The organism is Pseudosporangium ferrugineum (assembly GCF_003002065.1).
GTDB lineage: Bacteria > Actinomycetota > Actinomycetes > Mycobacteriales > Micromonosporaceae > Actinoplanes > Actinoplanes ferrugineus_A.
The window spans coordinates 23,731-46,477 of the sequence record NZ_PVZG01000011.1 but is presented as its reverse complement, the minus strand read 5'-3'; the positions used below and the strand labels follow the sequence as shown (position 1 = coordinate 46,477).

21 protein-coding genes are annotated in these 22,747 nt (G+C 71.7%); 11 read left to right on the top strand and 10 right to left on the bottom strand.

Going from position 1 to position 22,747, the window contains the following annotated elements; all coding sequences use genetic code 11:
• Positions 1–248: 248 nt before the first annotated feature.
• The 3 genes from CLV70_RS22770 to CLV70_RS22760 all read left to right on the top strand — a co-directional run bounded on the left by CLV70_RS22770 (position 249) and on the right by CLV70_RS22760 (position 2,104).
• Positions 249–641: a hypothetical protein gene (locus CLV70_RS22770; RefSeq protein ID WP_106128623.1), complete on the top strand. Its 393-nt coding sequence runs from the start codon at positions 249–251 to the stop codon at positions 639–641.
• Between the two features lie 57 nt (positions 642–698).
• Positions 699–1,076 (top strand): ArsR/SmtB family transcription factor, encoded by a 378-nt coding sequence (locus tag CLV70_RS22765; protein ID WP_014440216.1) that lies wholly within the window; start codon positions 699–701, stop codon positions 1,074–1,076.
• A 347-nt stretch (positions 1,077–1,423) separates the two neighbouring features.
• Complete coding sequence (locus CLV70_RS22760; RefSeq protein WP_106128622.1) at positions 1,424–2,104, top strand: class II aldolase/adducin family protein; 681 nt, start codon at positions 1,424–1,426, stop codon at positions 2,102–2,104.
• 3 nt (positions 2,105–2,107) lie between these two features.
• On the opposite strand, the gene CLV70_RS22755 is transcribed toward CLV70_RS22760, so the two are convergent.
• Genes CLV70_RS22755 through CLV70_RS22740 form a run of 4 tightly spaced genes read right to left on the bottom strand, consistent with a single transcriptional unit; the run spans position 2,108 to position 7,123 of the window.
• Positions 2,108–2,932, bottom strand: coding sequence for a DedA family protein (locus tag CLV70_RS22755; RefSeq protein WP_342750399.1), 825 nt, complete (start codon positions 2,930–2,932; stop codon positions 2,108–2,110).
• A 54-nt stretch (positions 2,933–2,986) separates the two neighbouring features.
• Positions 2,987–5,464, bottom strand: a complete 2,478-nt coding sequence (locus CLV70_RS22750; RefSeq protein ID WP_106128621.1) for a polynucleotide kinase-phosphatase — start codon at positions 5,462–5,464, stop codon at positions 2,987–2,989.
• Entirely contained in the window at positions 5,461–6,885 is a 1,425-nt protein-coding gene (locus CLV70_RS22745) for a 3' terminal RNA ribose 2'-O-methyltransferase Hen1 (RefSeq protein ID WP_106128620.1), read from the bottom strand. Before CLV70_RS22745 ends, CLV70_RS22750 begins: the two co-directional genes overlap by 4 nt.
• A gap of 46 nt (positions 6,886–6,931) precedes the next feature.
• The gene (locus tag CLV70_RS22740; protein WP_106128619.1) at positions 6,932–7,123 is read right to left on the bottom strand and encodes a hypothetical protein; all 192 of its coding nucleotides are present in this window, start codon (positions 7,121–7,123) and stop codon (positions 6,932–6,934) included.
• A gap of 189 nt (positions 7,124–7,312) precedes the next feature.
• Between CLV70_RS22740 and fbaA the strand changes: the two genes are divergently transcribed.
• Both fbaA and CLV70_RS22730 read left to right on the top strand, forming a co-directional pair.
• Positions 7,313–8,338 (top strand): class II fructose-bisphosphate aldolase, encoded by a 1,026-nt coding sequence (fbaA, locus tag CLV70_RS22735; protein ID WP_106128618.1) that lies wholly within the window; start codon positions 7,313–7,315, stop codon positions 8,336–8,338.
• A 117-nt stretch (positions 8,339–8,455) separates the two neighbouring features.
• Entirely contained in the window at positions 8,456–8,986 is a 531-nt protein-coding gene (locus CLV70_RS22730) for a hypothetical protein (RefSeq protein ID WP_245908399.1), read from the top strand.
• 1 nt (position 8,987) lies between these two features.
• Here the strand turns inward: CLV70_RS22730 and CLV70_RS22725 are convergent, their stop codons facing one another.
• The gene (locus CLV70_RS22725) at positions 8,988–10,169 is read right to left on the bottom strand and encodes an LOG family protein (RefSeq protein ID WP_106128617.1); all 1,182 of its coding nucleotides are present in this window, start codon (positions 10,167–10,169) and stop codon (positions 8,988–8,990) included.
• Between the two features lie 18 nt (positions 10,170–10,187).
• Here CLV70_RS22725 and CLV70_RS22720 point away from each other — a divergent pair, with 18 nt between their 5' ends.
• Together CLV70_RS22720 and CLV70_RS22715 are read left to right on the top strand one after the other, a co-directional pair.
• Complete coding sequence (locus CLV70_RS22720) at positions 10,188–11,177, top strand: ADP-ribosylglycohydrolase family protein (protein WP_106128616.1); 990 nt, start codon at positions 10,188–10,190, stop codon at positions 11,175–11,177.
• A 63-nt stretch (positions 11,178–11,240) separates the two neighbouring features.
• On the top strand, positions 11,241–11,663 hold the full coding sequence (locus CLV70_RS22715) for a DUF3151 domain-containing protein (RefSeq protein WP_106128615.1): 423 nt from the start codon (positions 11,241–11,243) through the stop codon (positions 11,661–11,663).
• Positions 11,664–11,784: 121 nt separating this feature from the next.
• Here CLV70_RS22715 and CLV70_RS22710 read toward each other — a convergent pair whose 3' ends face one another.
• From CLV70_RS22710 to CLV70_RS22700, 3 genes are all read right to left on the bottom strand, one after another.
• The gene (locus CLV70_RS22710) at positions 11,785–13,581 is read right to left on the bottom strand and encodes a MinD/ParA family ATP-binding protein (RefSeq protein ID WP_425440206.1); all 1,797 of its coding nucleotides are present in this window, start codon (positions 13,579–13,581) and stop codon (positions 11,785–11,787) included.
• Positions 13,582–14,064: 483 nt separating this feature from the next.
• Positions 14,065–15,132 carry a diacylglycerol kinase family protein gene (locus CLV70_RS22705; protein ID WP_425440198.1) on the bottom strand — a complete coding sequence of 356 codons (1,068 nt, stop codon included), beginning with the start codon at positions 15,130–15,132 and terminating at the stop codon, positions 14,065–14,067.
• Positions 15,133–15,135: 3 nt separating this feature from the next.
• Positions 15,136–16,428, bottom strand: coding sequence for an adenylosuccinate synthase (locus tag CLV70_RS22700; RefSeq protein ID WP_106128612.1), 1,293 nt, complete (start codon positions 16,426–16,428; stop codon positions 15,136–15,138).
• A 228-nt stretch (positions 16,429–16,656) separates the two neighbouring features.
• On the opposite strand from CLV70_RS22700, the gene purD reads away from it, so the two are divergent.
• Positions 16,657–17,898, top strand: a complete 1,242-nt coding sequence (gene purD / locus CLV70_RS22695; protein ID WP_106128611.1) for a phosphoribosylamine--glycine ligase — start codon at positions 16,657–16,659, stop codon at positions 17,896–17,898.
• A 101-nt stretch (positions 17,899–17,999) separates the two neighbouring features.
• Here the strand turns inward: purD and CLV70_RS22690 are convergent, their stop codons facing one another.
• Complete coding sequence (locus CLV70_RS22690) at positions 18,000–18,452, bottom strand: SCP2 sterol-binding domain-containing protein (protein ID WP_106128610.1); 453 nt, start codon at positions 18,450–18,452, stop codon at positions 18,000–18,002.
• 130 nt (positions 18,453–18,582) lie between these two features.
• Here CLV70_RS22690 and CLV70_RS22685 point away from each other — a divergent pair, with 130 nt between their 5' ends.
• From CLV70_RS22685 to purB, 3 genes are read left to right on the top strand one after another with little or no spacing between them, the layout of a single operon-like run.
• Entirely contained in the window at positions 18,583–19,128 is a 546-nt protein-coding gene (locus CLV70_RS22685; RefSeq protein ID WP_106128609.1) for an ArsR/SmtB family transcription factor, read from the top strand.
• A complete protein-coding gene (locus tag CLV70_RS22680) occupies positions 19,125–20,384 on the top strand; it encodes an MFS transporter (protein WP_106128608.1) in 1,260 nt (419 codons plus the stop codon). The genes CLV70_RS22685 and CLV70_RS22680 overlap by 4 nt, the downstream gene beginning before the upstream one ends.
• On the top strand, positions 20,381–21,802 hold the full coding sequence (purB, locus tag CLV70_RS22675) for an adenylosuccinate lyase (RefSeq protein WP_106128607.1): 1,422 nt from the start codon (positions 20,381–20,383) through the stop codon (positions 21,800–21,802). Before CLV70_RS22680 ends, purB begins: the two co-directional genes overlap by 4 nt.
• Before the next feature lie 54 nt (positions 21,803–21,856).
• On the opposite strand, the gene CLV70_RS22670 is transcribed toward purB, so the two are convergent.
• Positions 21,857–22,540: a S1 family peptidase gene (locus tag CLV70_RS22670; RefSeq protein ID WP_106128606.1), complete on the bottom strand. Its 684-nt coding sequence runs from the start codon at positions 22,538–22,540 to the stop codon at positions 21,857–21,859.
• Positions 22,541–22,747 lie beyond the last annotated feature (207 nt).

Below are 22,747 nucleotides of genomic sequence, written 5' to 3'. Positions count from 1 at the left end.
AGAACTGCCGGTATGACATCGGTGTCAGTGCGTACTCAGTTGATGACCGTCGTTGTCTCGGGCCTTGGGAACCGAGGTGGGCATATGTGCTTTGAGCTGCATCTATGCCTGCAGCAAAGGGGTCGTGGCCGGTGGTTCAGTTAACAATATTTCCTGTTACGACGAGGTTTAGCCGAGGGTCAATAGTTCCTTTCCGCCCCGCCAGGGCAGAACGTTCCAGTTTTCGTGCAGCCAGTACGCTCGATGTCATGGAAGCCCATCACGACCTGCGTAAATTCATCACTGAATTGCCCGTCGCGCAGCGTTGTGCCGTGCTTTCATCGGGTCGTGAAGACGACTGCGGTGGGCGACCCCGCCGTGTGACGGTGCAGTACACGGCGGTCCCGGCGAACGGGCGGGGGCCGGGCGGCGGCCGTACTGATCGCGACATCGAAATGTGGGGCGGCTCACTCCGGGGGCGGGGATCGAGGAGCTCGACGACGATGGGCAGCGACCAGACGGCGGCTGAGGCGTTGCAGGAGGCAGAGACCGAAGTCGGTGTCGGGGGAATGGTCGATCGGGGTGCGGACGCTGCCGTGCGGGGTGCCGGACAGACGTACCGATCGGCCTACCGTTCGATCGACTTCGGCCTTACGGCCTGAAAGTCAGCCGGTTCGTTCCTGCGCACATGCAGGAGAATCGATGCAGTTGGTGGAAGGATGGAGATCGTGGGAACTGCGTTGGCGGAAATGACAATGCCTCAGATCTCGCCGCTGGCCGGCGAGCCTATTGAACGTGCGGATGCGGAGCGGTTGGCCGGGGTGCTCAAGGCACTCGCGGACCCCGCCCGGCTCCGGCTGCTCAGCCTCATTCAGTCCGCTACGGACGGTGAGGCCTGCGTCTGCGACCTCACCGCGCCGCTCGGGCTGTCGCAGCCGACCGTGAGTCACCATCTGCGGATCTTGACCGAGGCGGGACTGCTCGAGCGGGAGAAGCGTGGCGTGTGGGCGTACTACCGCCTGGTGCCGACCGCGATCGCGACCATCGCGGATCTGCTCACCCCGCCGCGCAAGCGGGCCACGAAGAAGGCTCGCTGACAGCGGGCCGACGTCGAGCGGAGCCCGCTCCGACCGGGCGGGCCACGGGCAGGCCCGCTCAGCGACGAGCGGGCGGTGGAACGGCCGGGGTGCGACCGGACGTCCGCCGCAACGGCCCGCACGGGTGGGCGGGCCGCTGACCCGAGGGCGGGATCCGCGCCGGGCAGGTGGGTCGGAACGGCCGCACGGGCCGGACGGACAGGCACGAAGACCCGCGTGAGCGGGCAGACATGGCAAGGCCGCCGAGCTTCGGCGGGAAGGTGCCTGGCGTCACCGAAGGACGAGCGTGACGCCAGGCGGGACACCCTCCATCAGGCTCCACCCCCAGGACCCGAAGGAGTTGACGGGTGAACTACGTGCCCGGAGATCTGCGCGACCAGCTCGCGCACGTGGGATACGACGTCGTCCAGGCCGGCCTCGTCTGCGGTTCGGGCGGGAACCTGTCGGCCCGCATCCCCGACGAGGACGCCTGCTGGGTCAGTGCCGGCGGCTCCTGGCTGGAGCGGCTGGGCCGCTCGACGTTCGCGCCGGTACGCATCAGCGACGGCGCCCCGGCCATGATCGGTACGGGCGCGGTCCCGGCCCCCCGGCTCGAGCCCACCAGCGAACTCGCCCTGCACCTGGCGCTCTACCGCGCCCGGCCGGACGTCAACGCGATCGTCCACCTGCACCCGCAGACGGCCCTGCTGCTGGACGCCCTCGGCGAGCACATCCGGATCGTGACCACCGACCACGCCTACTACCTGGGCCGGGTCTCCACGGTGCCGTTCCGGCTGCCGGGCAGCATCGAGGTGGCCGCCCTGACCGCGGCGATGGCCGCCGACGGCACCAACTGCCTGGTGCTGAGCCAGCACGGGTGCGTCGTCGTCGCCGACAGCGTGGAGCTGGCCCACAAGCGGGCGCGCAACCTCGAAGAGGCCGCCCAGCTCACCTACCGGGCGCTGACCCTGGGCCGGCTCGACAATCTGCGCGAGGTGCCGGAGGAATTCCTCAGCCGGCTGTCCGGCCCGGCGCCGGTGAGCATCTGACGATCAGGCGGAGTGCCGGGGCCGGTGGTGCCGGTGGTCGTCCTCGTCGTGGTCGGCGAACTCCTCCGCGATGCCGGCCACCGTGGCGGCGGCCACGACGCCGATCGCGGTCGCCGGACCGGCCTCCTCCTGCACGCCGAGCTCGGCGGCCCGCTTCTTGGCCTTCCGCTCGCGCAGCATCTCGATGAGGATCGGCAGCACCGAGATCAGCACGATCAGGGCCACCACCGGCAGGATGTAGTGGTCGATCTTGTCGCCGATGGCGTCGTAGATCTGCTGGGCGAGCAGGTAGCCGACCAGGAGCACGCCGTCGCACCAGAGGATCGCGCCAACCACGTTCCAGAGGAAGAACTGGCGGGCCGGCATGCCCAGGGTGCCGGCGACCGGGTTGAGGAAGGTCCGGACGATCGGGATGAACCGGGCCAGGACCACCGCCTTCGCCGGGCCGAACTTCTGGAAGTAGTACTCGGCCTTCTCCACGTACTCGCGCTTGAAGAGCTTGCTGTCCGGGCGTTCGAACATGCGGCGGCCGTACTTGGCGCCGAGGACGTGCCCCAGCTGGGCGCCGACGATCGCGCACAGCGGCGCGCCGATCAGCAGGCCCGCCAGCGACATCCGGGTGCCGTCGCCGAAGATCGAGTCGGCCACCGGTGACGCCGCGACGCCGGCCAGGAACAGCAGGGAATCCCCGGGGAAGAAGAACCCGACCAGCAGGCCGGTCTCCGCGAAGAGGATCGCCCAGACGCCGATCAACCCGAAGGTCTGCAGCAGGTCCTTCGGGTCCATCGGGTTGAGAGCGAGCTGCTCGGTCAGCGCACGGTAAGTCACGAGAAGGAAGGGTACCGGCCGCTGCCCCGCCGGCGCCTGTACGGATGCTGTGGATTACAGCCGGGGGTCCACCGGTTCGGACTCCGCGGCCAGGATGGCGAAGACCAGCTCGTGCACCCGCCACAGCGGGGCACCCTGGGCGTGCCGGTCGAGCGCGGCGAGGCCCAGGCCGTGCTCGCGCAGGGCCAGGCCACGCTTGCGGCCGAGGTGCCGCTGCCGCAGCCGTTCGAGCTGCTCCGGCCGGGTGTACTCGGGGCCGTAGATGATCCGCAAATACTCCCTTCCACGGCATTTGACCCCCGGCTGCACCAATCGGCCCTTGGCGTCGGTCGCGCCCAGTCCGGCGTACGGCTTGACGACCATGCCCTCGCCGCCGGCCGCGGTGAGCTCGAGCCACCAGTCGGTGGCCGCCCGCTCCGCCTCCGCGTCCGCGAGGTCCACCACCCGCCGCCGGGTCGGCGTGAACAGCACCGGATCGGCCGCGACCAGCCGGTCCGCGAGGTCCAGGTGCCAGCCGTGGTCCCGGTCCTTGTGGCTGACCCCCGGCCCGGCGAGCACGGCGAAGGGTGCCACGGTCACGCCGGTCAGGCCGTCGGTCGGCCGCACGTACGCGCGGTAGGCGTCCGAGTATCCGGCGATCTCCGCGGCCCGCAGCTCGATCCGCTCCCGGAGCATGCCGACGTCGAGACCCCGGGCGGCCACCCGGTCCAGCACCTCCAGGGCGGCCGGCAGCGCGGCCCGGCCGGCGGCACCGACGCCCGCGTACCGGTCGCGGATCAGGCCGCCGGCCTTGGCGGACCAGGGCAGCAGCTCGGTGTCGAGGAGCAGCCAGCCGTCCTCGAGCACGCCCGCGGCGATCGCGGCCGTGCGGACCTTCGCCAGCAGGGCGGCGTTGCGGCCGGCGTCGAAGAACGGCCGTCCGGTACGCGTCCAGATCGCGTCGCCCACACCGTCGCGGGAGATGCGTACGACCGCCCGCGAGCCCATGTGTTTCTCCTCGCACACGACCTTGTCCACGCCGGCGGATCGCAGGTCGGCGAACGCGGTCGACGGGTGTTCGAGGTAGCCGTCCACGGTCGCCGTCGAGCAGGGCGCCATCGTCGGCGGCAGCCAGATCAGCGTCTCCGGCGCCAGGGCGAAGCGGCTCATCACCTCCAGCGCGGCGGCGGCGTTCTCGGCGGCCACGGTCGTGCGGCCGTACCCGTAGTCCAGATGCCGGCGCCCGGTCACGTCCGCCAGGTCCAGGCCCTCGTCCGGCCGGGCCGTCTCGGCGACCAGCGGCCGGGCCGGGGCGTAGTACTCCCGCTGGGCCGGCACCGAGACCAGCTCGCGCGACGGCCAGCGCAGGGCGGTGAGCTTGCCGCCGAACACGCAACCGGTGTCGAGGCAGATCGTGTTGTTGATCCACTCGGGCTCGGGCGTCGGGGTGTGGCCGTACACGACCGCGGCCGAGCCCCGGTAATCACGCGCCCACGGGTAGCGGACCGGCAGGCCGTACTCGTCGGTCTCGCCGGTGGTCTCGCCGTAGAGCGCGAACGAGCGCACCCGGCCCGACGCCCGGCCCTGGTACGCCTCCTTCAGGCCGGCGTGCGCGACCACGAGGTTGCCCCCGTCTAGCACGTAGTGGCTGACCAGGCCGTCGATGAAGGTCCGGACCTCCTGCACGAACTCCGGCGGCTCGGCGTCGAGCTGGGCCAGGGTCTCGGGCAGGCCGTGGGTGAGCTGCACGTTGCGGCCGTTGAGCTTGCGCGCCAGCTTCTGCTCGTGGTTTCCCGGTACGCAGATCGCCGTACCGTTGCGCACCATGCCCATGACCAGGCGCAACACCCCCGGTGAGTCCGGCCCGCGGTCGACCAGGTCGCCGACGAAGACCGCCGTACGCCCCTCCGGATGCACCGCGTTGTCGCGGCTCACGGCGTAGCCGAGCGTGGTGAGCAGGGTTTCCAGCTCGGCATGGCAGCCGTGCACGTCACCGATGATGTCGAAGGGGCCGGTGAGCTCCCGCTTGTCGTTGAACAGCTTCTCGTAGCGGATCGTAGCGCCGGCGATCTCCTCCGGGCCGCGCAGCACGTGCACCTTGCGGAAGCCCTCCCGGGCCAGCTGCCCGAGGGATCGCCGCAGGTCACGGTGCATCCGGGTGAGGACCTGGCGGCCGAACGTGCGGTCGGCGCGGGCCTGGGTGCGTTCCCAGGCCAGGGCCTCCGGTACGTCCAGCACCACGGCGACCGGCAGCACGTCGTGCTCGCGCGCTACCTTGATCAACCCGGCGCGGGCGTGCGGCTGGAGGTTGGTGGCGTCCACGACGGTCAGCCGGCCGGCCTTGAGCCGCTTGCCGGCCACGTAGTGCAGCACGTCGAACGCGTCGCCGGACGCGGACTGGTCGTTCTCGTCGTCGGCCACCAGGCCGCGGAAGTAGTCGGAGGACAGCACCTGGGTGGGCGCGAAGTGCTCCCGGGCGAAGGTCGACTTGCCGGATCCGGAGATGCCGACGAGCGCGACCAGCGCCAGTTCCGGGATGTCGAGCTCGCTCATGCCGCCTCCTTCCGCGTGAAGATCGCCATCTGGGTGGGACTTCCGTGCCGTTCGTCCGTTTCGCCGACGCCGCGGACCGTGACGTCGTAGCCGTGCGCGGACGCCGTCCTCGCGGTCCAGCCGGCGAACTCCGCGCGGTTCCACTCGAAGCGGTGGTCGCTGTGCCGCATGCCGGTCAGGCCCGGGTAGAGGACGTTGTACTCGGCGTTCGGCGTGGTCACGACGACGGTGGCCGGGCGCGCGTGGCCGAAGACCGACGCCTCCAGCGCGGGCAGGCGCGGCGGGTCGACGTGCTCCACGACCTCCATCAGCACCGCGGCGTCGTAGCCCTTCAGCCGGTCGTCCCGGTAGGTGAGCGCCGACTGCCACAGCGTCACGCGACCGCGCTGCCGTTCCGGCACCCGGTCCAGGCGCAGGCGGCGATGGGCCAGGTCGAGGGCACGCGAGGACACGTCCGTACCGACGATCTCGGTGTAACGCTTGTCCTTGATCAGGGCCCCGAGCAGCGCGCCGCCGCCGCAGCCGAGGTCGAGCACCCGGGTGGCGCCCGACTCGGCGAGCGCGGCCAGCACCGCCTCCCGCCGCTGCTCGGCCAGCGACTGCTTGCGCGCCACCGGCAGCTCGGCCTCCTCGTCGGCGGCCGTGTCCACCGGCGCGTCGACGGTGTCGGCTTCGTCACGGTCGAGCTGCTCGAGGGCGGTCGCGGCCAGGGACCGGCGGTGCGCCAGGTAGCGCCGCGTGATCAGCACCTTCTCCGGATGGCCGGCCAGCCAGCCGTCGCCCGCGCGCAGCAGCTTGTCGATCTCGTCCGGCGCCACCCAGTAGTGCTTGGCGTCGTCCAGCACGGGCAGCAGGACGTACAGGTGGTTCAGCGCGTCGGACAACCGGAGGGTGCCGGTGAGGGTGAGGTCCGCGTACGGGCTGTCACCGGCCAGCGGGTGACCCTGCGGCACGTCGTCGAGCGGGATCGGCCTCGCGGTGACCTCCCAGCCCAGCGGCGCGAAGAGCGCGACCGGATCGCCCTTGCAGCGCAGAACCGGCACGCGGATCTCCAGCGGCAGCGCCTCGCCGGTGAGCTCCGGGCGGTCCTTCGACTCCCCGCGCAGGGCGCTGCGGAACACCTTGGCCAGCGCGCTCGCCAGGAGGCTGGAGGCCGCGTACGGGCGGTCGTTGACGTACTGGCCGAGCGTGAACGACTCCGGCGCCGCCTGCTGCCGGCGACCGCCGCGGGCGGCGCCCAGCTTCTGCGGGTCGACGTCGAGCAGCAGCGCCGCCGTGCACCGGTCGCCCGTCGCGTCCGGGAACAGCACGTGCGCCGTGCCGGTGGGCACGTCGAAGGAGTGCACCCGGTCCGGGTGCTTGACCAGCAGATAACCGAGATCGGTCGCCGGCCGGTGGGTGGTCGTCACGGTGAGCAGCACCGACCGATGATCTCAGCGGGCGCCCGGACCGGGCGAACGATTTGCCTTACCGGTAGTCGTCCTCCATCTCGACGATCCGGCTCTGCTCCTGGGCGTCCCACTCCGAGACCTCGATCGCCGTGGGCGCCTCCACGTCCTCCCGGCTCTCGTCCAGCCAGCCCGGGGCCGCCTCGACCGCCTGCTCCGCCGCGTCCACCTCGGGTGTCTCCAGGTCGTGGTCGTTGCTCGGGTACGTCATCAGCCGACTCCCTCTCGCCGTTGCGGGCACCGTCAATGGTGCCCGGTCCCCAACCGTCCCGCCGGGCAAACCGGTGCGCCGGTCGCGGGGCGATTTCCGTCACCGTCCCCGGCTGCGGAATACTGCCTGCTGGAGGACAGCGCGGTCCTGCCCTCTGCCTTCCGTCAGAAAGATCAAGGAGCGCTACCGATGCCCATCGCTTCCCCTGAGGTCTACGCCGAGATGCTCGACCGCGCCAAGGCCGGCGCGTTCGCGTACCCCGCGATCAACGTCACGTCCTCGCAGACCCTGAACGCGGCCCTGCAGGGCTTCGCGGAGGCGGGCAGCGACGGCATCATCCAGATCTCCACCGGCGGCGCCGAGTACGTCTCGGGCCCGACGGTCAAGAACATGGTCACCGGTGCGGTCGCGCTCGCCGAGTTCGCCACCGAGGTGGCCAAGCACTACCCGATCAACATCGCGCTGCACACCGACCACTGCCCCAAGAACAAGCTCGACGGGTACGTGCGCCCGCTGCTCGCGATCAGCAAGGAGCGCGTCGCCAACGGCAAGGCCCCGCTGTTCCAGTCGCACATGTGGGACGGCTCGGCGGTGCCGGTCGAGGAGAACCTGCAGATCGCCGAGGAGCTGCTGGCCCAGGCTGCCGCCGCGCACATCATCCTCGAGATCGAGGTCGGCGTGGTCGGCGGCGAGGAGGACGGCGTCTCCGCCGCCATCGACGACAAGCTGTACTCCACCGTCGAGGACGGCCTGGCCACCGCCGCCGCGCTGGGCCTGGGCGAGAAGGGCCGCTACATGACGGCCCTCACGTTCGGCAACGTGCACGGCGTCTACAAGCCGGGCAACGTCAAGCTGCGCCCGGAGATCCTCAAGGAGATCCAGGAGGCGGTCGGCGCCAAGTACGGCAAGGAGAAGCCGTTCGACCTCGTCTTCCACGGCGGCTCGGGCTCGCTGCTCTCGGAGATCCACGGCGCCCTGGACTACGGCGTGGTCAAGATGAACATCGACACCGACACCCAGTACGCGTTCACCCGCCCGGTCGTCGACCACATGCTGAAGAACTACGACGGCGTGCTGAAGATCGACGGCGAGGTCGGCAACAAGAAGGCGTACGACCCGCGCGCCTGGGGCAAGCTGGCCGAGAACGGCCTGGCCAAGCGCGTCGTGGAGGCCTGCGAGCACCTGCGCTCGACGGGCACCACTCTCGCCAAGTAACCAACCGGTAGCGGCCGGTCCCCCCTCCGCGGGGGCCGGCCGCTCTCGTGTTGCGGGGTGCCGCTCGGCCGTGGGTACGATCGTCGTCTGCTGGCCAGGACCGAGGCCCGGGAGGCGGTGATCTTGCTCGGGATCGAAGGTTACGAACCGGAGTGGCACTACGACGCCCACGCTCTCGCCGCCGTCCACAGAGCACGGTTCGCTCGGCTCATCGGGCGCAAACTGCTGCACGGCTGGCTCATGTGGGACCTCTCCGAGCGCGGCTGGTTCGCCGACGGTCCGGTGATCCTCGGCTTCGGAGGCACCAACGTCGAGGTCACCCACCGCAAGTTCGACGAATGCGCCATCACCTGGAACCAGGTGGACATGAGCGCCGCGATCGACTGGTACGCGACCGGCATCCAGCTGGACTGGCGCGCGGATCCGCACGCCGCGCTGCGCAACGCCCGCGGGCGCACGCTGCGCGAGGTCAACATCATCGAGCGGACCACGGTGGCGGAATGGCGGCCCCGCGTCCTGCACGCGGTCGAGTTCCTCTTCGAGGGGGCGCGACTCGCCGTCTACAACGCGATGGACGAGAACGGGCTCACCGACGTACCCGAAACGGACCTGCCCGTGATCAATTGGCGCCGCGTCCACGTCGCCTGAGTCACTCCGCGCCGAGGGCCGCCATCGCCTCGTCCAGCGAGTCCGTGACGACGATCAGGTCCGACTGGTCGCCGTGGGGTGACTTGGCGAGCAGCGGCCTGAGCAGCTCCTCCACCGGCAGCTGCGCCCAGTGGGCGACGCCGAGGAAGACGAAGGCGCCCGACGGGCCGTCCGTACGGTAGAAGGTCTTCGTCGCCGCCTGGAAGACCTCCTGCACCGTGCCTGCCCAGCCCGGGGCGAACACGATCCCGCCCCGGGACAGCCGCAAAATGGAATCCTCGCGGACCGCGTTGGAGAAGTACTTGCCGATCTGGCCCGCGAAGAGGTTCGCCGGCTCGTGGCCGTACAGCCAGGTCGGGAGGGCGAGACCGCCGTGCGTGAGCCGGCCCACCACGTCCGCCGCGACGGTCTCCGGCACCGGGAACCTCTCGCGGACGGCCAGGGCGGCCGCGGTGTAGGGGTCGTGGTCCAGGAAGTCCGGCGTCGGCGCGAGCGTGTCGATGGCCCGGGACAGCTCGGCCTCGGTCCGGGTGGCGAAAGAGGCGCCGAGGTTGGCCGCCTCCATCACCCCCGGACCGCCGCCGGTCACGATCAGCCGGCCCGCCGCGGCCAGGCGGTGGGCCAGGGTCGCCGCCATCCGGTACGGGTCGGAGCCGCGCGGTTCGGCGTGCCCGCCCATGATCCCGACCGCACCCCGGGGGCCGTGCGCCCCGACCCACGCGGCCAGCGCCTTGCCCAGCGCGTTGTCGATGCCGGCGTCGTGCAGCCGCTGCGCGATCGCCTCCCGCAGGTCGGGCGCCGCGCCGCCGTGCTCGAGAAAGTGCTGGTAGACACGGGTGTCGTACATCCCGGCGAAGCCCTCGGCGGCGAACCCGAACGCCAGATCCTCCGGCGTGTAGAGCTGCGCCGGATGCGTCGGGTACGGCCGCGCGTCGAACGGCGGCACCAGATGCGCGCCGCGCCGGATCAGGTCGACCTCCACCTCGGCGGACGCCAGCTTGCAGCCCACGAAGAGGGTGTCCGAGACGTCGACGCCGGCGAAGTCGGGCGGGTCCCGGTCGAGGCGCAGACCGAGCACGATGAGCCCGGCCAGCGACCGCTTGGCGAGGTGGACGTCGAACTCGGCGCGCGACTCCACCTCGAACTCGGTGGCGTCGAAAGGGTGAGAGAGGTCCCCGAACATGCCCGTAGGGTAGCCACCGTGCGAAACGCCTCAGGATCGTTGTACGGGCTGGCCTACGGGGACTCGCTCGGCAAGCCGACGGAATTCCAGGACTACGCCACCATCGTCGCCCGGTACGGCCCCGGCGGCCCGCGCGAACTCGACGGCGACCCGGCCCTGGTGACCGACGACACGCAGATGATGCTGGCGGTCGGCGAGGCGCTGGTCACCGCCCCGGCAGTCACGCCACAGGGCTACGAACCGGTGCTCCGGCGAGCGTTCCTCGACTGGGCGGCCAGCCCGGACAACAACCGGGCACCGGGCATGACCTGCCTGCGGGCGTGCGCCGACCTCTCCGACGGCCGGCCCTGGCAGCGCGCCTCGCAGCTTCACTCGAAGGGGTGCGGCGCGAACATGCGGGTCACGCCGCTGGGCCTGGCGCCGGGGTTGACCGAGGACCAGCGGGCCGGCGGGGCGCAGTTGCAGGCCGGGTTGACGCATGGGCACGCGACCGGGCTGGCGGCGAGTGAGTTGACCGCTCTCGGCGTACGGTGGCTCGCCGACGGTCTTGATCCTCGGGAGCTGTTGTCCGCTCTGCGGGACCGCTGCGCCACCCAGCGGCGGATCTACCGGGAAGAATGGCTCGGCGATCTGTGGCAGCGGCCCGGGGTGGACAGCCCGTCGGAGTTCATCGCGGCCGGATGGGACGAAACGGCCGCGGCACTGGCCCGGGTCGAGGAGGCGCTGCGCCGCGGAGATCATTCCGGCGATCCGTGCCTGGCCACCGGCGAGGGCTGGATCGCCGAGGAGGCGCTGGCCACGGCCCTCTACTGCTACCTGATCTCGCCCGAGGAGCCGGTGGCGGTCCTCGGCCGCGGGGCGGCCTCGTCGGGCGACTCGGACTCCATCGCGTGCCTGGCGGGGGCGTTCGCGGGGGCGGCGCTGGGCATGGCGGCCTGGCCGGCCGGATGGCAGAACCGGATCGAGTACGCGGACCGGCTGCGAGCGCTCGGCGACGCCTGGGACTGATCGTGCCGCACCTCTCAGTGGGGCGTCCGGAATGCGGCCCGTCCCGGCGGGTTGAATGGGTGCATGCAGAATCTCCTTCCCGAGCCTCCGGCGACGCGCCTGCCCGCCGACGAGGCTGCCGACGCGGCCCTGACCGAGGCGGCGAAGTCCGGCACCGACGAGGCGTACAAGGAGGTGGCGGCGCGCTTCCCGGCGTACAGCGGCGGCTGGGCGGCGCTCGCCGAGAACGCGCTGGCCGAGAAGCAGCCGGTCACCGCGTACGCGTACGCCCGCACCGGCTACCACCGCGGCCTCGACGCGCTGCGCCGCAACGGCTGGAAGGGCCACGGCCCGGTGCCGTGGTCGCACGCGCCCAACCAGGGCTTCCTGCGCTGCCTGCACAGCCTGTCCCAGGCCGCGGCGCAGATCGGCGAGGCGGACGAGGCGGCCCGCTGCGCCCAGTTCCTCCGTGACAGCGACCCGGCGGCTGCCGACGCCCTCACCTGACCCACCACCGCGAAACGCCAGGCCGGTTCCCCGGCCTGGCGTTTCCTGTTACAGGCCTCGGCTCCTTTACAAGCCCTCGGCTCCCTTACAGCCCCTCGGCTCCTCAAGCCCTCGGCTCCCTCTACAGGCCCTCGGCGACCGCGGCGGCGATCTTGAGCCAGGAGTCGCGAGTGCCGTTCGAGAGGTGCCCGTAGCGGAGCGGCTCGCCCGAGTCGATGAGCTTCTCGTACGGCGCCAGCAGCACCGCCCGGGTCCGGGCCGCGAAGTGCCGCTGGATCGCCGGCAGGTCGATGTCCTTGCGCGTCGGTGGCATCGTCACCACGCTGACCGCCTGCCGCACCAGCCGTTGCCGCCCGCTCTGCTCGAGATGGTCGAGCATCCGCGCGGCCGTCTCCGCCGAGTCGTTGCGCGCCGACATCGTGATCACCAGCTGGTCGGTGGCATCCATCGCCGCCTGCCAGTTCTGGGCGCGCACGTTGTTGCCGGTGTCCACGAAGATCAGCTTGTAGAACCGGCTGACGATCTCCCGGATCTCGGCGAACGCGCTGGCCGTGAGCATCTCGCCGGCGGTCGCCGACTCGTCCGACGCCAGCACGTCGAACATGCCCTCGCCCTGCGCGCGGACGTACTGCGACAGGTCGCCCACCCGCCCGTGCGAACCACGGAACAGGTGCAGATCCCGCATCATGTCGCGCACCGTACGAGCGTGGAAGTCCTGCTGCGCCCGCATGCCGAGGGTGCCCTGGGTCTCGTTGTTGTCCCAGGCCAGCACGTAGCCGCCGCGCTTCTGCCCGAACGTCATGGCGAGCAGCAGCACGGCGACGGTCTTGCCGGCACCGCCCTTCGGGTTGACCACGGTCACCTGCCGCAGCCCGCCGAAGTTGCGCCGCACCATCTCGACGTCCTGCTTGTATTCCTGCTCCCGCTTGCCCGGCGCGAGCCGGACCAGGCCCATCGTGCCCTTCTGCAGCATCGCCCGGGCCCCCATGGTGGCCACCGGCTCGGCCGGCTTCGCCAACCGCCGCCGCGCGAACTCCTCGGCGGTCGGCGTCCCGTCCGAAACCCACGGCAGCTGCTGGTACGGGTCGACAGGCGGCGGATTCGGACCGGGCTGCTGCCCCTGGTTCGGGGGCGCGACGGCAGGCGGGTACGGGCCGGGAACCGGCGGCGCCTGGCGGCCGTTGGCGACCCAGGCCGCGGGTGGTCCGGGCTGGGCCGGGGCGGCCTGTTGCGAGCCTGCCTGTTGCGGGCCTGCCTGGTGGGGGCCCGGCGGAGTGCTCTGGTGTGGGCCTGCCTGGTGCGGGGCCGGCGGGGCCGGCGGGGCCGGCTGGTGCGGGCCGGGTTGAGGCAGGACTGCCGGGTTCGGAGTCGGTTGTGCCGTCGGTGCCTGGCGCGGGCCGGGGGTCACGGGACCCGGGCGGTACACCGCGCCTGTGCTGTTCGGCTCGGCTCCGCCGGACACGGGCTCCGCCGCCTTACCGGACGCAGGCGTCACGACGGCACCGGAGCTCGGCGTCGCGGGCGTGCCGGAGCCGGCCGTGCCCGGGACCGATGTCGCGGCAGGGCCGGAAGTAGGCGCGAGACCTGGTGTAGCAGCCGTGCCGACAACAGGCGTGGGACCCGGTGCTGCGGCGGCGCCGGAGACGGGCGCGGGACCCGGCGTGCCGGAATTCGGCGCGGCGGCCGTGCCGGAGACCGGGGCCGCCGGCCGGGACGCGGGCGCGCTTGCGCTGGTCACCGGCGTGCCGGCGGTAGTCGGGCGCTGCAGCGGTTGGGCCCACGGAGAATCGGCGGTGTGCGACTGTTCCGCACTGCTTTCTTCGGTCTCCGAGCCCGTGCCCGCTTTGTTGACGCTGTCGGCCGGCGTGCCCGCCCATGGCCTGCCCGAACTGTCGCGGCTCGGCGGCTGCCCGGCCAGCCGCCGAGCCGCGACCGCCGGATCGGGCGCCCCGAACTGCGGGCCGGGTGGCTGATAGTTAGGCGCCAGCGCGGTGGCCCTGTCCACCGGCCGATACAGCCCCGCGTCACCCTGCTGCGGCGCCGATAGACCCGGCCCACCTTGCTGGACCGCCGGGGCACCGTGCTGCGCTGCGGGGCCACCGTGCTGAGCTGCGGGGATGCCCGGGCCGGCCTGGTGAGGTGCGGGAACGCCGGGGTGGGGCGTCGGAGCCGTCACCGGCGGGAGCGGGAAGGCCGGCGAGGCGTCGTGCGGCACCGGCTTGCCACCGTGTACGGGAGGGCTCAGCTCCTCCGGCGGCCAGAACGGCTCGACATCCCGGTCGGGTGGTGAGCCGTTGGTGCCCGGGACGTAGACGCGGTCGGCGTTCTCGTCCTCCACGGATGCGACCTCCCGTAATGCGTTCTCTCGTACCTGCGTGCTACTTCAGACTCGCACAAACGGTCATGCTGCGTACACCGCCCAGGCCCCGGGCTCGGTCCACCACGAGCGTTTGCGGTTGGTGCTGCCCGCCACGCCGTCGTCGAGGAACTGGAGTTCGCCGTCGCGGGGGAGGACGGACACCGCGCGGCCCCGGGCCCGGCGCACTTCCACGCGTACCGTCGTCTTCCTGAAGCGCTGCTTGACCGCGACCGGGACCGCCACCGCGACCTCGACCCGGCCGTCGGTCGGATCGCCGGCCGGGAGCAGCCGCAGGCCGTCGAACTCCGCGTAGCCGCCGCCGTTGCCGATCGCGCAGGCCAGGATGCCCTCGGTGCCGTCGGAGAGGACGGTGTCGTCGACCTCGATGCGGCCCCGCCACGGCACCGCGCGCCCGTCGTCGTCGACGCCGCCGACCAGCGCACCGTCCACAGTGACCGATCCGCCGTCGTTGCGCAGCAGGTCGAGGCGGCGCACGCTGCTGCCGAGCACCGCGGCGGCCACGGCGGCGGGATCGCGGGGCAGCCCCAGCTGGGCGGCCAGGTCGTTCCGGTTGCCGGCGTCCAGCGGGAGGATCGCCACGGGCGGCAGATCCGGCACCGTACGGTTCTCCGCCAGGTCGCCGGGGCGTTTGCTGGGCGGTGGCGCGTACCGGCGGACCAGCCGGCGCATGACGGCCCGCAGCTGGCCGTCGGTGGCCGTGGCGACGACCAGCCGCACCTTGCTGTCGGGGTCGGGCCAGGTGAGCCCGTCGGCCCGCGGCGCCGCGTCGAAGCGCGCGATGACGGCGTCGATGTCGGCATCCGAGGAAGCGACGACCGTCTCGACCCGCGCCCCGGCCCGAGTGAGAGCCTCGGCACATTTCAGCACCGGCACCCGCGGCGTCCCGCACGCCTCAGCCGTCTCGACGGAATCACCGCCGGGCGCGGCCGCGGAGCTCACGCCGCCGGTCGCGGAGCTCGCGCCGGCGGTCGCGGCTGCGGAGCCGGCGGGCGCGGCGGGGGAGTCGCAGCTGCCGCACGCGCCGCCGCAGGCACCCGGGCCCGACCCGCCGCCGCCCTCCGCGAGGCTGAGCAGGATCACGTCGTACACGGCTCAGGCCTCGCTGAGCACGGAGTGGCGCTCGATGACCTCTTCGCGGCCGGGACCGACGCCGACCACCGAGATGCGTGCGCCGATGCGGCTCTCCACGAACTCGACGAAGCGCTGGGCGTTCTCCGGCAGGTCCTCGAAGTGGCGTGCGCCGCTGATGTCCTTCTTCCAGCCCGGGAGCGTCTCGTAGATCGGCACCGCGTGGTGGAAATCGGACTGGCTCACCGGCATCTCGTCGTGGCGGACGCCGTTCACCTCGTACGCGACGCAGACCGGGATCTCGTCCAGACCGTCGTAATTGTCCAACTTGGTCAGCACGAAGTCGGTGACTCCGTTGATGCGCTGGGCGTACCGGCCCATGACGAGGTCGAGCCAGCCGATGCGGCGGGGGCGGCCGGTCGTGGTGCCGTACTCGTGACCGACCTCACGCAGGTAATCGCCGGTGGCGTCGTGAAGCTCGGTGGGGAACGGCCCCTCGCCGACGCGGCTGGTGAACGCCTTGAGCACCGCGACCACCCGGTCGACCCGCGTGGGCGGGATGCCGGAACCGGTGCACGCGCCGCCGGCCGTGGCGTTGGAGCTGGTCACGAAGGGGTAGGTGCCGTGGTCGACGTCGAGCAGCGTGGCCTGGCCGGCCTCGCACAACACCACCTTGCCGGCGTCCAGCGCCTGCGAGAGCTCCAGCGCGGTGTCGCCGACCATCGGACGCAATCTTTCCGTGTACGACAGCAGCTCCGCGATGACCTCGTCGGCCTTGATCGCGTTGCGGTTGTAGATCTTCGACAGGACCTGGTTCTTGAACGACAGGGCCGCCTCGACCTTCTGCCGCAGGATCGACTCGTCGAAGAGGTCCTGGATGCGCACGCCGAGGCGGTTCATCTTGTCGGCGTAGGTCGGGCCGATGCCGCGGCCGGTGGTGCCGATCCGCCGGGCGCCGAGGAACCGCTCGCTGACCTTGTCGAGGGACCGGTTGTACGACGCGATGACGTGGGCGTTGGCGCTGATCCGCAGCCGGGAGGTGTCGATGCCGCGCGCCTCGAGCACGTCGAGCTCCTGGAAGAGCACGGCCAGGTCGACGACGACGCCGTTGCCGATCACCGGGGTGACGCCCGGGGTGAGGATGCCGCTGGGCAGCAGGTGCAGGGCGTACTTCTCGCCCTTGATCACCACGGTGTGGCCGGCGTTGTTGCCGCCGTTGAACTTGACCACGTAGTCCAGCCGGTCGCCCAGCAGGTCCGTCGCCTTGCCCTTGCCCTCGTCGCCCCACTGGGCACCGACCAACACGATCACCGGCACTTGACTGACGCCTTCCGTTGCCAACACGTCGTACACGGAGAGGCCCGGGTACTGCCGAAGTTTACGTGACGTCGTCCCTGGCCGCCGGGGGGTTGTCCACAGGTCGGACCGGTTATCCACAGGCTTCGCGAGTTATCCACAAGGCGTCATCCCGACGTCGCAGCACGTGCATTGTGGACCTGTGGACGACCGTGAGGGAGATCCCCGGCGGCCCGTAGGATCTGCGGCGTGCATGTACTTCTGATCGGATCCGGTGGGCGCGAGCACGCCCTCGCCGTCGGCCTCGCCGCGGACCCCTCGGTGGAGCGGCTGACCGCGGCTCCCGGCAACCCGGGCATCGCCTCGGTCGCGACGCTGCGTGACGTCGACGCGACCGATCCGGACGCGGTCGCCGCCCTCGCCGTCGAGGTGGCCGCCGACCTCGTCGTGGTGGGCCCCGAGGCGCCCCTGGTGGCGGGCGTCGCCGACGCCGTGCGGGCCAAGGGCATCGCCTGCTTCGGCCCGAGCGCGGCGGCGGCACAGCTGGAAGGGTCCAAGACCTTCGCCAAAGAGATCATGACGGCCGCCGGGGTGCCGACCGCCCGCTCCTTCACCTGTGCGTCGGAAGCCGAGGCGACCGCCGCCCTGGAGCAGTTCGGCCCGCCGTACGTGGTGAAGAACGACGGGCTGGCCGCGGGGAAGGGCGTGGTGGTCACCGACTCGATCGACGCCGCCGTGCAGCACGCGCGGGATTGCGGCCGGGTCGTCATCGAGGAGTTCCTGGACGGGCCCGAGGTGTCGCTCTTCGTGGTCACCGACGGCACCGCCGCCGTGCCGCTGATGCCCGCGCAGGACTTCAAGCGGGTGGGCGACGGGGACGCGGGACCCAACACGGGCGGCATGGGGGCCTATGCGCCGCTGACCTGGGCGCCGGCGGATCTGGTCGACCGGGTGATGGCCGAGACGGTGGTGCCGACACTCGCCGAGATGCGGGGCCGCGGCACACCGTTCGCCGGCCTGCTCTACGTGGGGCTGGCGTTGACCTCGAAGGGCCCGAAGGTCATCGAGTTCAACGCGCGTTTCGGCGACCCGGAGACCCAGGTGGTGCTGGCGCTGCTCGCCTCGCCGCTGGGCGAGCTGCTGCGCGCGGCCGCCACGGGCGCGCTGGCCGGCTTCCCGCCGCTGCGCTGGCACGACGGCGCCGCGGTGACCGTGGTCGTGGCCAGCCACAACTATCCGGGCACCCCGCGCACGGGCGACGTGATCGAGGGCGGCGAACGGCCCGGCGTGATCCACGCCGGGACGGCACGCCGCGAGGACGGCGCCCTGGTGTCCTCGGGCGGCCGGGTTCTCAGCGTGACCGCCACGGGCCCCGATCTGGCGGCGGCGCGGGCGGCGGCCTACGAGCTGGTGGAGAGCGTGCGCCTGGACGGCTCGCACCACCGCACCGACATCGCCCTCGCCGCGGTCGAGGGACGCGTCACGCTCTGACAGCGCCGGCGCCGCCGCCCGGCTCGGGTCGGCTCGGGTCGGGCGGCGAACGGCGCCGGCCCGGACCGATGGTCCGGGCCGGCGGGCGGTCGTGGGGGCGGTCAGCCCTTGGGGATGTCGAAGAGCTTGGCCACCTGGGCGGCGAGCCCGAGGTCGCCCTTGGCCTTGATCTTGCCGGTCATGAACATCATCATCGGGTTGCCGTCGCCGGAGACGACCTTGAGGAACGTGACCGGGTCCATGGTCATGGCGAGCTTGGGCTCGCGGACCGGCTGGTTGGTCACCGTGCAGGCGCCGTTCTCGATCACCGTCTCGTAGGTGTCGGTGCTGCCGGCCGGGCCACCGGTGATGTTCCAGTGGATGACCGCCTGGGTCGAGCCGGCCCGGTCCGCGCGGAACAGCGTCGGCATCCGGCCGAAGACCTCGTCCAGGATCTTGCTGCGGCTGTCGGAGCCCATGACCTCGGCGATCTTCGAATCCGGGGTGGACTTCACCAGCGCGGCGAACTCCTTCGGACCGATGGTGGCGAGCGACTCGGGGCTGAAATCAGTCATCGGTGGACCTTTCGGGATGAGCGCTAGACCTACTCACGAGTAACCCTAGCGATTGCCGCGTCGGATCGCAGTGTCTCAACCTCCCAAGAAGTGTTGGACAGTGAGCCCCGTCTCTCCTAGACTCCCCAACATGTCTTTGGGAGATGCTCCGGACCAGCGCCAGGCCGCCCTGCGTGCGCTTGCCCATCCCGTACGGCTGCGGATCATGTCGCTGCTCACCGGGGCCTCGCTGACCGCCGCCGACATCGCCCGGGAGCTGGGCCTGACCCACGCCAACGCGAGCTACCACCTGCGCAACCTGCTGTCCGGCGGGCTGATCGTGCAGGACGGCGAGGAGCGCATCCGCGGCGGTGTGGCCAAGCGCTACCGCTACGACAGCGTGCGGGACCGGGAGCGCGATCAGGAGACGTTCCGGCCCGCCGACGCCGACTCGCAACGGGCGTTGTTCGCGGCTCTCGGGAACGAGTTGATCAGGCGTACGGCGGAAGCGGACTGGTCGGTCGGCGCCTCGATGACCGACGCCGAGCTGTGGGTCGACCCCGTCGTCTTCCGGGAGATCCGCGACCGCATCCTTCGGGCCAGTCGCGAACTGCACGACGCCGCGCAGGCCCCGCGGACGCCGGGAACCGTCCGGACCAGCACCACCATCGCGATGTTCCGCATGGGGGACTCATGAGTGCGTTCGCGCCGCTGCGTCACGTGGCGTTCCGCTATCTGCTCGCGGGCCGGACCGTCACCGCGCTCGGCAACGCCGTCGCCCCCGTCGCGCTGGCCTTCGCCGTCCTCGACCTCACCGGATCGGCGAGCGATCTCGGCCTCGTCGTCGGCGCGCGGGTGCTGGCCAACGTGCTGTTCCTGCTCTTCGGCGGCGCGCTCGCCGACCGCCTGCCGAAACACCTGCTGATGGTCGGGTCGAGCGCCGCGGCGGCGGTCACCCAGGGCGCGGTGGCGGCCCTCGTGCTGACGGGTACGGCCACAGTCCCGCTGCTGATCGCCCTCTCCGCGGTCAACGGCATGGTGTCCGCCCTCGCGATGCCCGCGTCGTCGGCGATCCTGCCCCAGCTGATCCCCGCCGACTTGCGCCAGCAGGCGAACGGCCTCAACCGCATGGTGTTCAACGGCGCGTTCATCGTCGGCGCGCCCCTCGGCGGCGTCCTGGTGGCGACCGTCGGCCCGGGCTGGGGCATCGGGATCGACGCGATTGCCTTCCTGATCGGCGGCCTCTGCTTCGCCGCCCTCCGGATCCCGGGCGCGGCGCAGGGCGAGGAATCGGGCCGGAGCGGCATCGTGGCCGACCTCCGGGCCGGCTGGACCGAGTTCCGCTCGCGGACCTGGTTGTGGGTCATCGTCGCGGCGTTCGGGCTGATCAACGCGTGCCTCAGCGGCGGCCTGGGCGTGCTCGGCCCGCTCGTCGCCGACGCCTCCGTGGGCCGCCGGGCGTGGGGCTTCGTGCTGGCGGCGGAGACCGCCGGGATGGTGCTCGGCGCCTTCATCGCCATGCGGATCAAGGTGCGCAGGCTGCTGTTCGTCGGCGTCCTGTGCACGTCCTTCCTGGCGCTGCCCCTGCTCACCCTCGGCCTCGCCCCGCACCTCGGCCTGCTGATGGGCGCGACCTTCGTGACCGGGCTCGCCATCGAGCAGTTCGTCGTCGCCTGGGAGACGACCATGCAGGAGCACGTGCCCGCCGACATGCTTGCGCGCGTCTACTCGTACGACATGGTCGGCTCCTTCATCGCGATCCCGATCGGTCAGGTCGTCGCGGGACCCATCGCGGAGGCCGTCGGCGTCGAGCCGACGCTGGTCGGCGCGGCCGGCCTGATCGCGCTCGCCGTGCTCGGCATGCTGAGCAGCCGCGACGTGCGTAACCTGAGCCACCGCCCGCCCGAGCGCGGACGGACCGCGCCGGAGCCCATGGAAGAATTGCCGGCGTGAGCATCCCGAACGTCCTCGCCAGCCGCTACGCGTCCGCCGACCTCGTCGACCTGTGGTCGCCCGAGGAGAAGATCCGGATGGAGCGCCGGCTGTGGCTCGCGGTCCTGCGCGCCCAGCGCGACCTCGGCGTCACGGTGCCGGACGGCGTGGTGGAGGCGTACGAGCGGGTCGTCGACGACGTCGACCTGGCGAGCATCGCCGAGCGCGAGCGCGTCACCCGGCACGACGTGAAGGCCCGCATCGAGGAGTTCAGCGCGCTCGCCGGGCACGAGCACATCCACAAGGGCATGACGTCGCGCGATCTCACCGAGAACGTCGAGCAGTTGCAGATCCGGGCGTCCCTGGAGCTCATCCGCGGCCGGGTCGTTGCGGCCCTCGCGCGGCTCACCGAGCGGGCCGTCGAGCACAGTGAGCTGGTCATGACCGGTCGCTCGCACAACGTCGCGGCGCAGGCCACGACGCTGGGCAAGCGGTTCGCGAGCGCGGCCGAGGAGCTGCTGATCGCGTACGAGCGGCTCGACGACCTCATCGGCCGCTACCCCCTGCGCGGCATCAAGGGCCCGGTCGGCACGGCGGCCGACCAGCTCGACCTGCTCGACGGCGACGCGGCGAAGCTCGCCGAGCTGGAGCGCAAGGTCGCCGGGCACCTCGGCTTCGAACGGGTGCTGACCAGCGTCGGCCAGGTCTACCCGCGCTCGCTGGACTTCGACGTGGTCTCCGCCCTGGCGCAGGTCGTCGCGGCGCCGTCGTCGCTCGCCACCACGATCCGGCTCATGGTCGGCCAGGAGCTGGTGACCGAGGGCTTCAAGCCGGGCCAGGTGGGCTCGTCGGCGATGCCCCACAAGATGAACACGCGCTCGTCGGAACGGGTCAACGGCCTCGCCGTCATCGTCCGCGGCTACCTGTCGATGGTCGGGGAGCTGGCCGGCGACCAGTGGAACGAGGGCGACGTCTCCTGCTCGGTGGTCCGCCGGGTGGCCCTGCCGGACGCGTTCTTCGCCACCGATGGGCTGTTCCAGACGTTCCTGACGGTGCTCGACGAGTTCGGGGCGTACCCGGCGGTGATCGGCCGCGAGCTGGACCGCTTCCTGCCGTTCCTGGCAACCACGAAGATCCTGGTCGCCGCGGTGCGCAAGGGCGTCGGCCGCGAGGTGGCGCACGAGGTGATCAAGGAGCACGCGGTGGGCGTGGCGCTCGCCATGCGCGAGAAGGGCATCGCCGAGAACGACCTCTTCGACCGGCTCGCCGCCGACGGCCGGCTGAGCCTGTCCCGGGCCGAGATCGACGCGCTGGTCGCCGACCGGGCGGCCTTCGTGGGTGCGGCGCCCGCCCAGGTCGAGGCGGTTGCCGCCCGGGTTGCGGACATCGTCGCCGCGCATCCGGAAGCGGCCGGCTACGCGCCCGCCCCGATCCTCTGAACGCCCGTCGGGGGCGGCGGAGTCAGCCTCGCGCCACCCCCGAGGGAATCTCCGTCAGACGCCGGCCACCGAGGTGATCCACGACCGGTTGTAGGCGACGCTGCCGTAGTACTGGCGGCTCGTGCCGTCCGCGGTCGAGGCGACACCCACCTGGGCGCCGTTGTAGACCTGCGGGCCGCCCGAGTCGCCGCGCCACGCGTTGCCGTTGACCGCGGTGCTGCCGATCGCGCGGCCCCCGTACGCGTCGGTCTGGTTGGTCGAAGTGACCTGGACGGTCGCGGTCTTCAGCGTGGTCGACGCGCCGCAGCCGCTGTAGCAGGTCTGGCCCCAGCCGTAGATCGAGTTCGTCGAACCCACCGGCGGATAGGCGCTGGAGAGCGGCATGTACGAGGTCGAGACGGAGCTGCTCAGCCGCATCAGCGCGAGGTCGTTGCGGGTCGTCGTGGAGCTGACCGTACGGGTGACGCCGCCCGACGTGCGGTTCACGCTGCCGACCCGGACCGACATCGTGCCGCTGATGCAGTGGCGCGCGGTGAGCACGTAGTTGGCCGAGATGATCGTGCCGGAGCAGGTGAAGCTGCCGTTGCTCAGGACCGCGGCGGCCCAGGGCGCCGACGAGACGGTGCTGCCGCCGATGATCTGCTGGGGACCGTCGTCGGCGGCGTCGGCGGCGGCGGGGACGGCCAGCACGCCGGTCAGGGCGGCGGCCAGAGAGGCGACAGCGATGCGGATGCGCACGCCGGGCTCCTTCCGATTTCGTCGATGCTGGGGGTGACATCGAACTTGGTCGACCGAACGTAAGGTCGCCCACCGCCGGCGGCAAGACTCCAATTGACACCTATCACGGTGTGATGGCAACGATGTCGCCGCTGGTCATCGCCCGATCGCGGCGCGTGGCCACCCCCGTGGTGGAGATCACGGCCGAGATTCCCTGCTCAGCGCGTT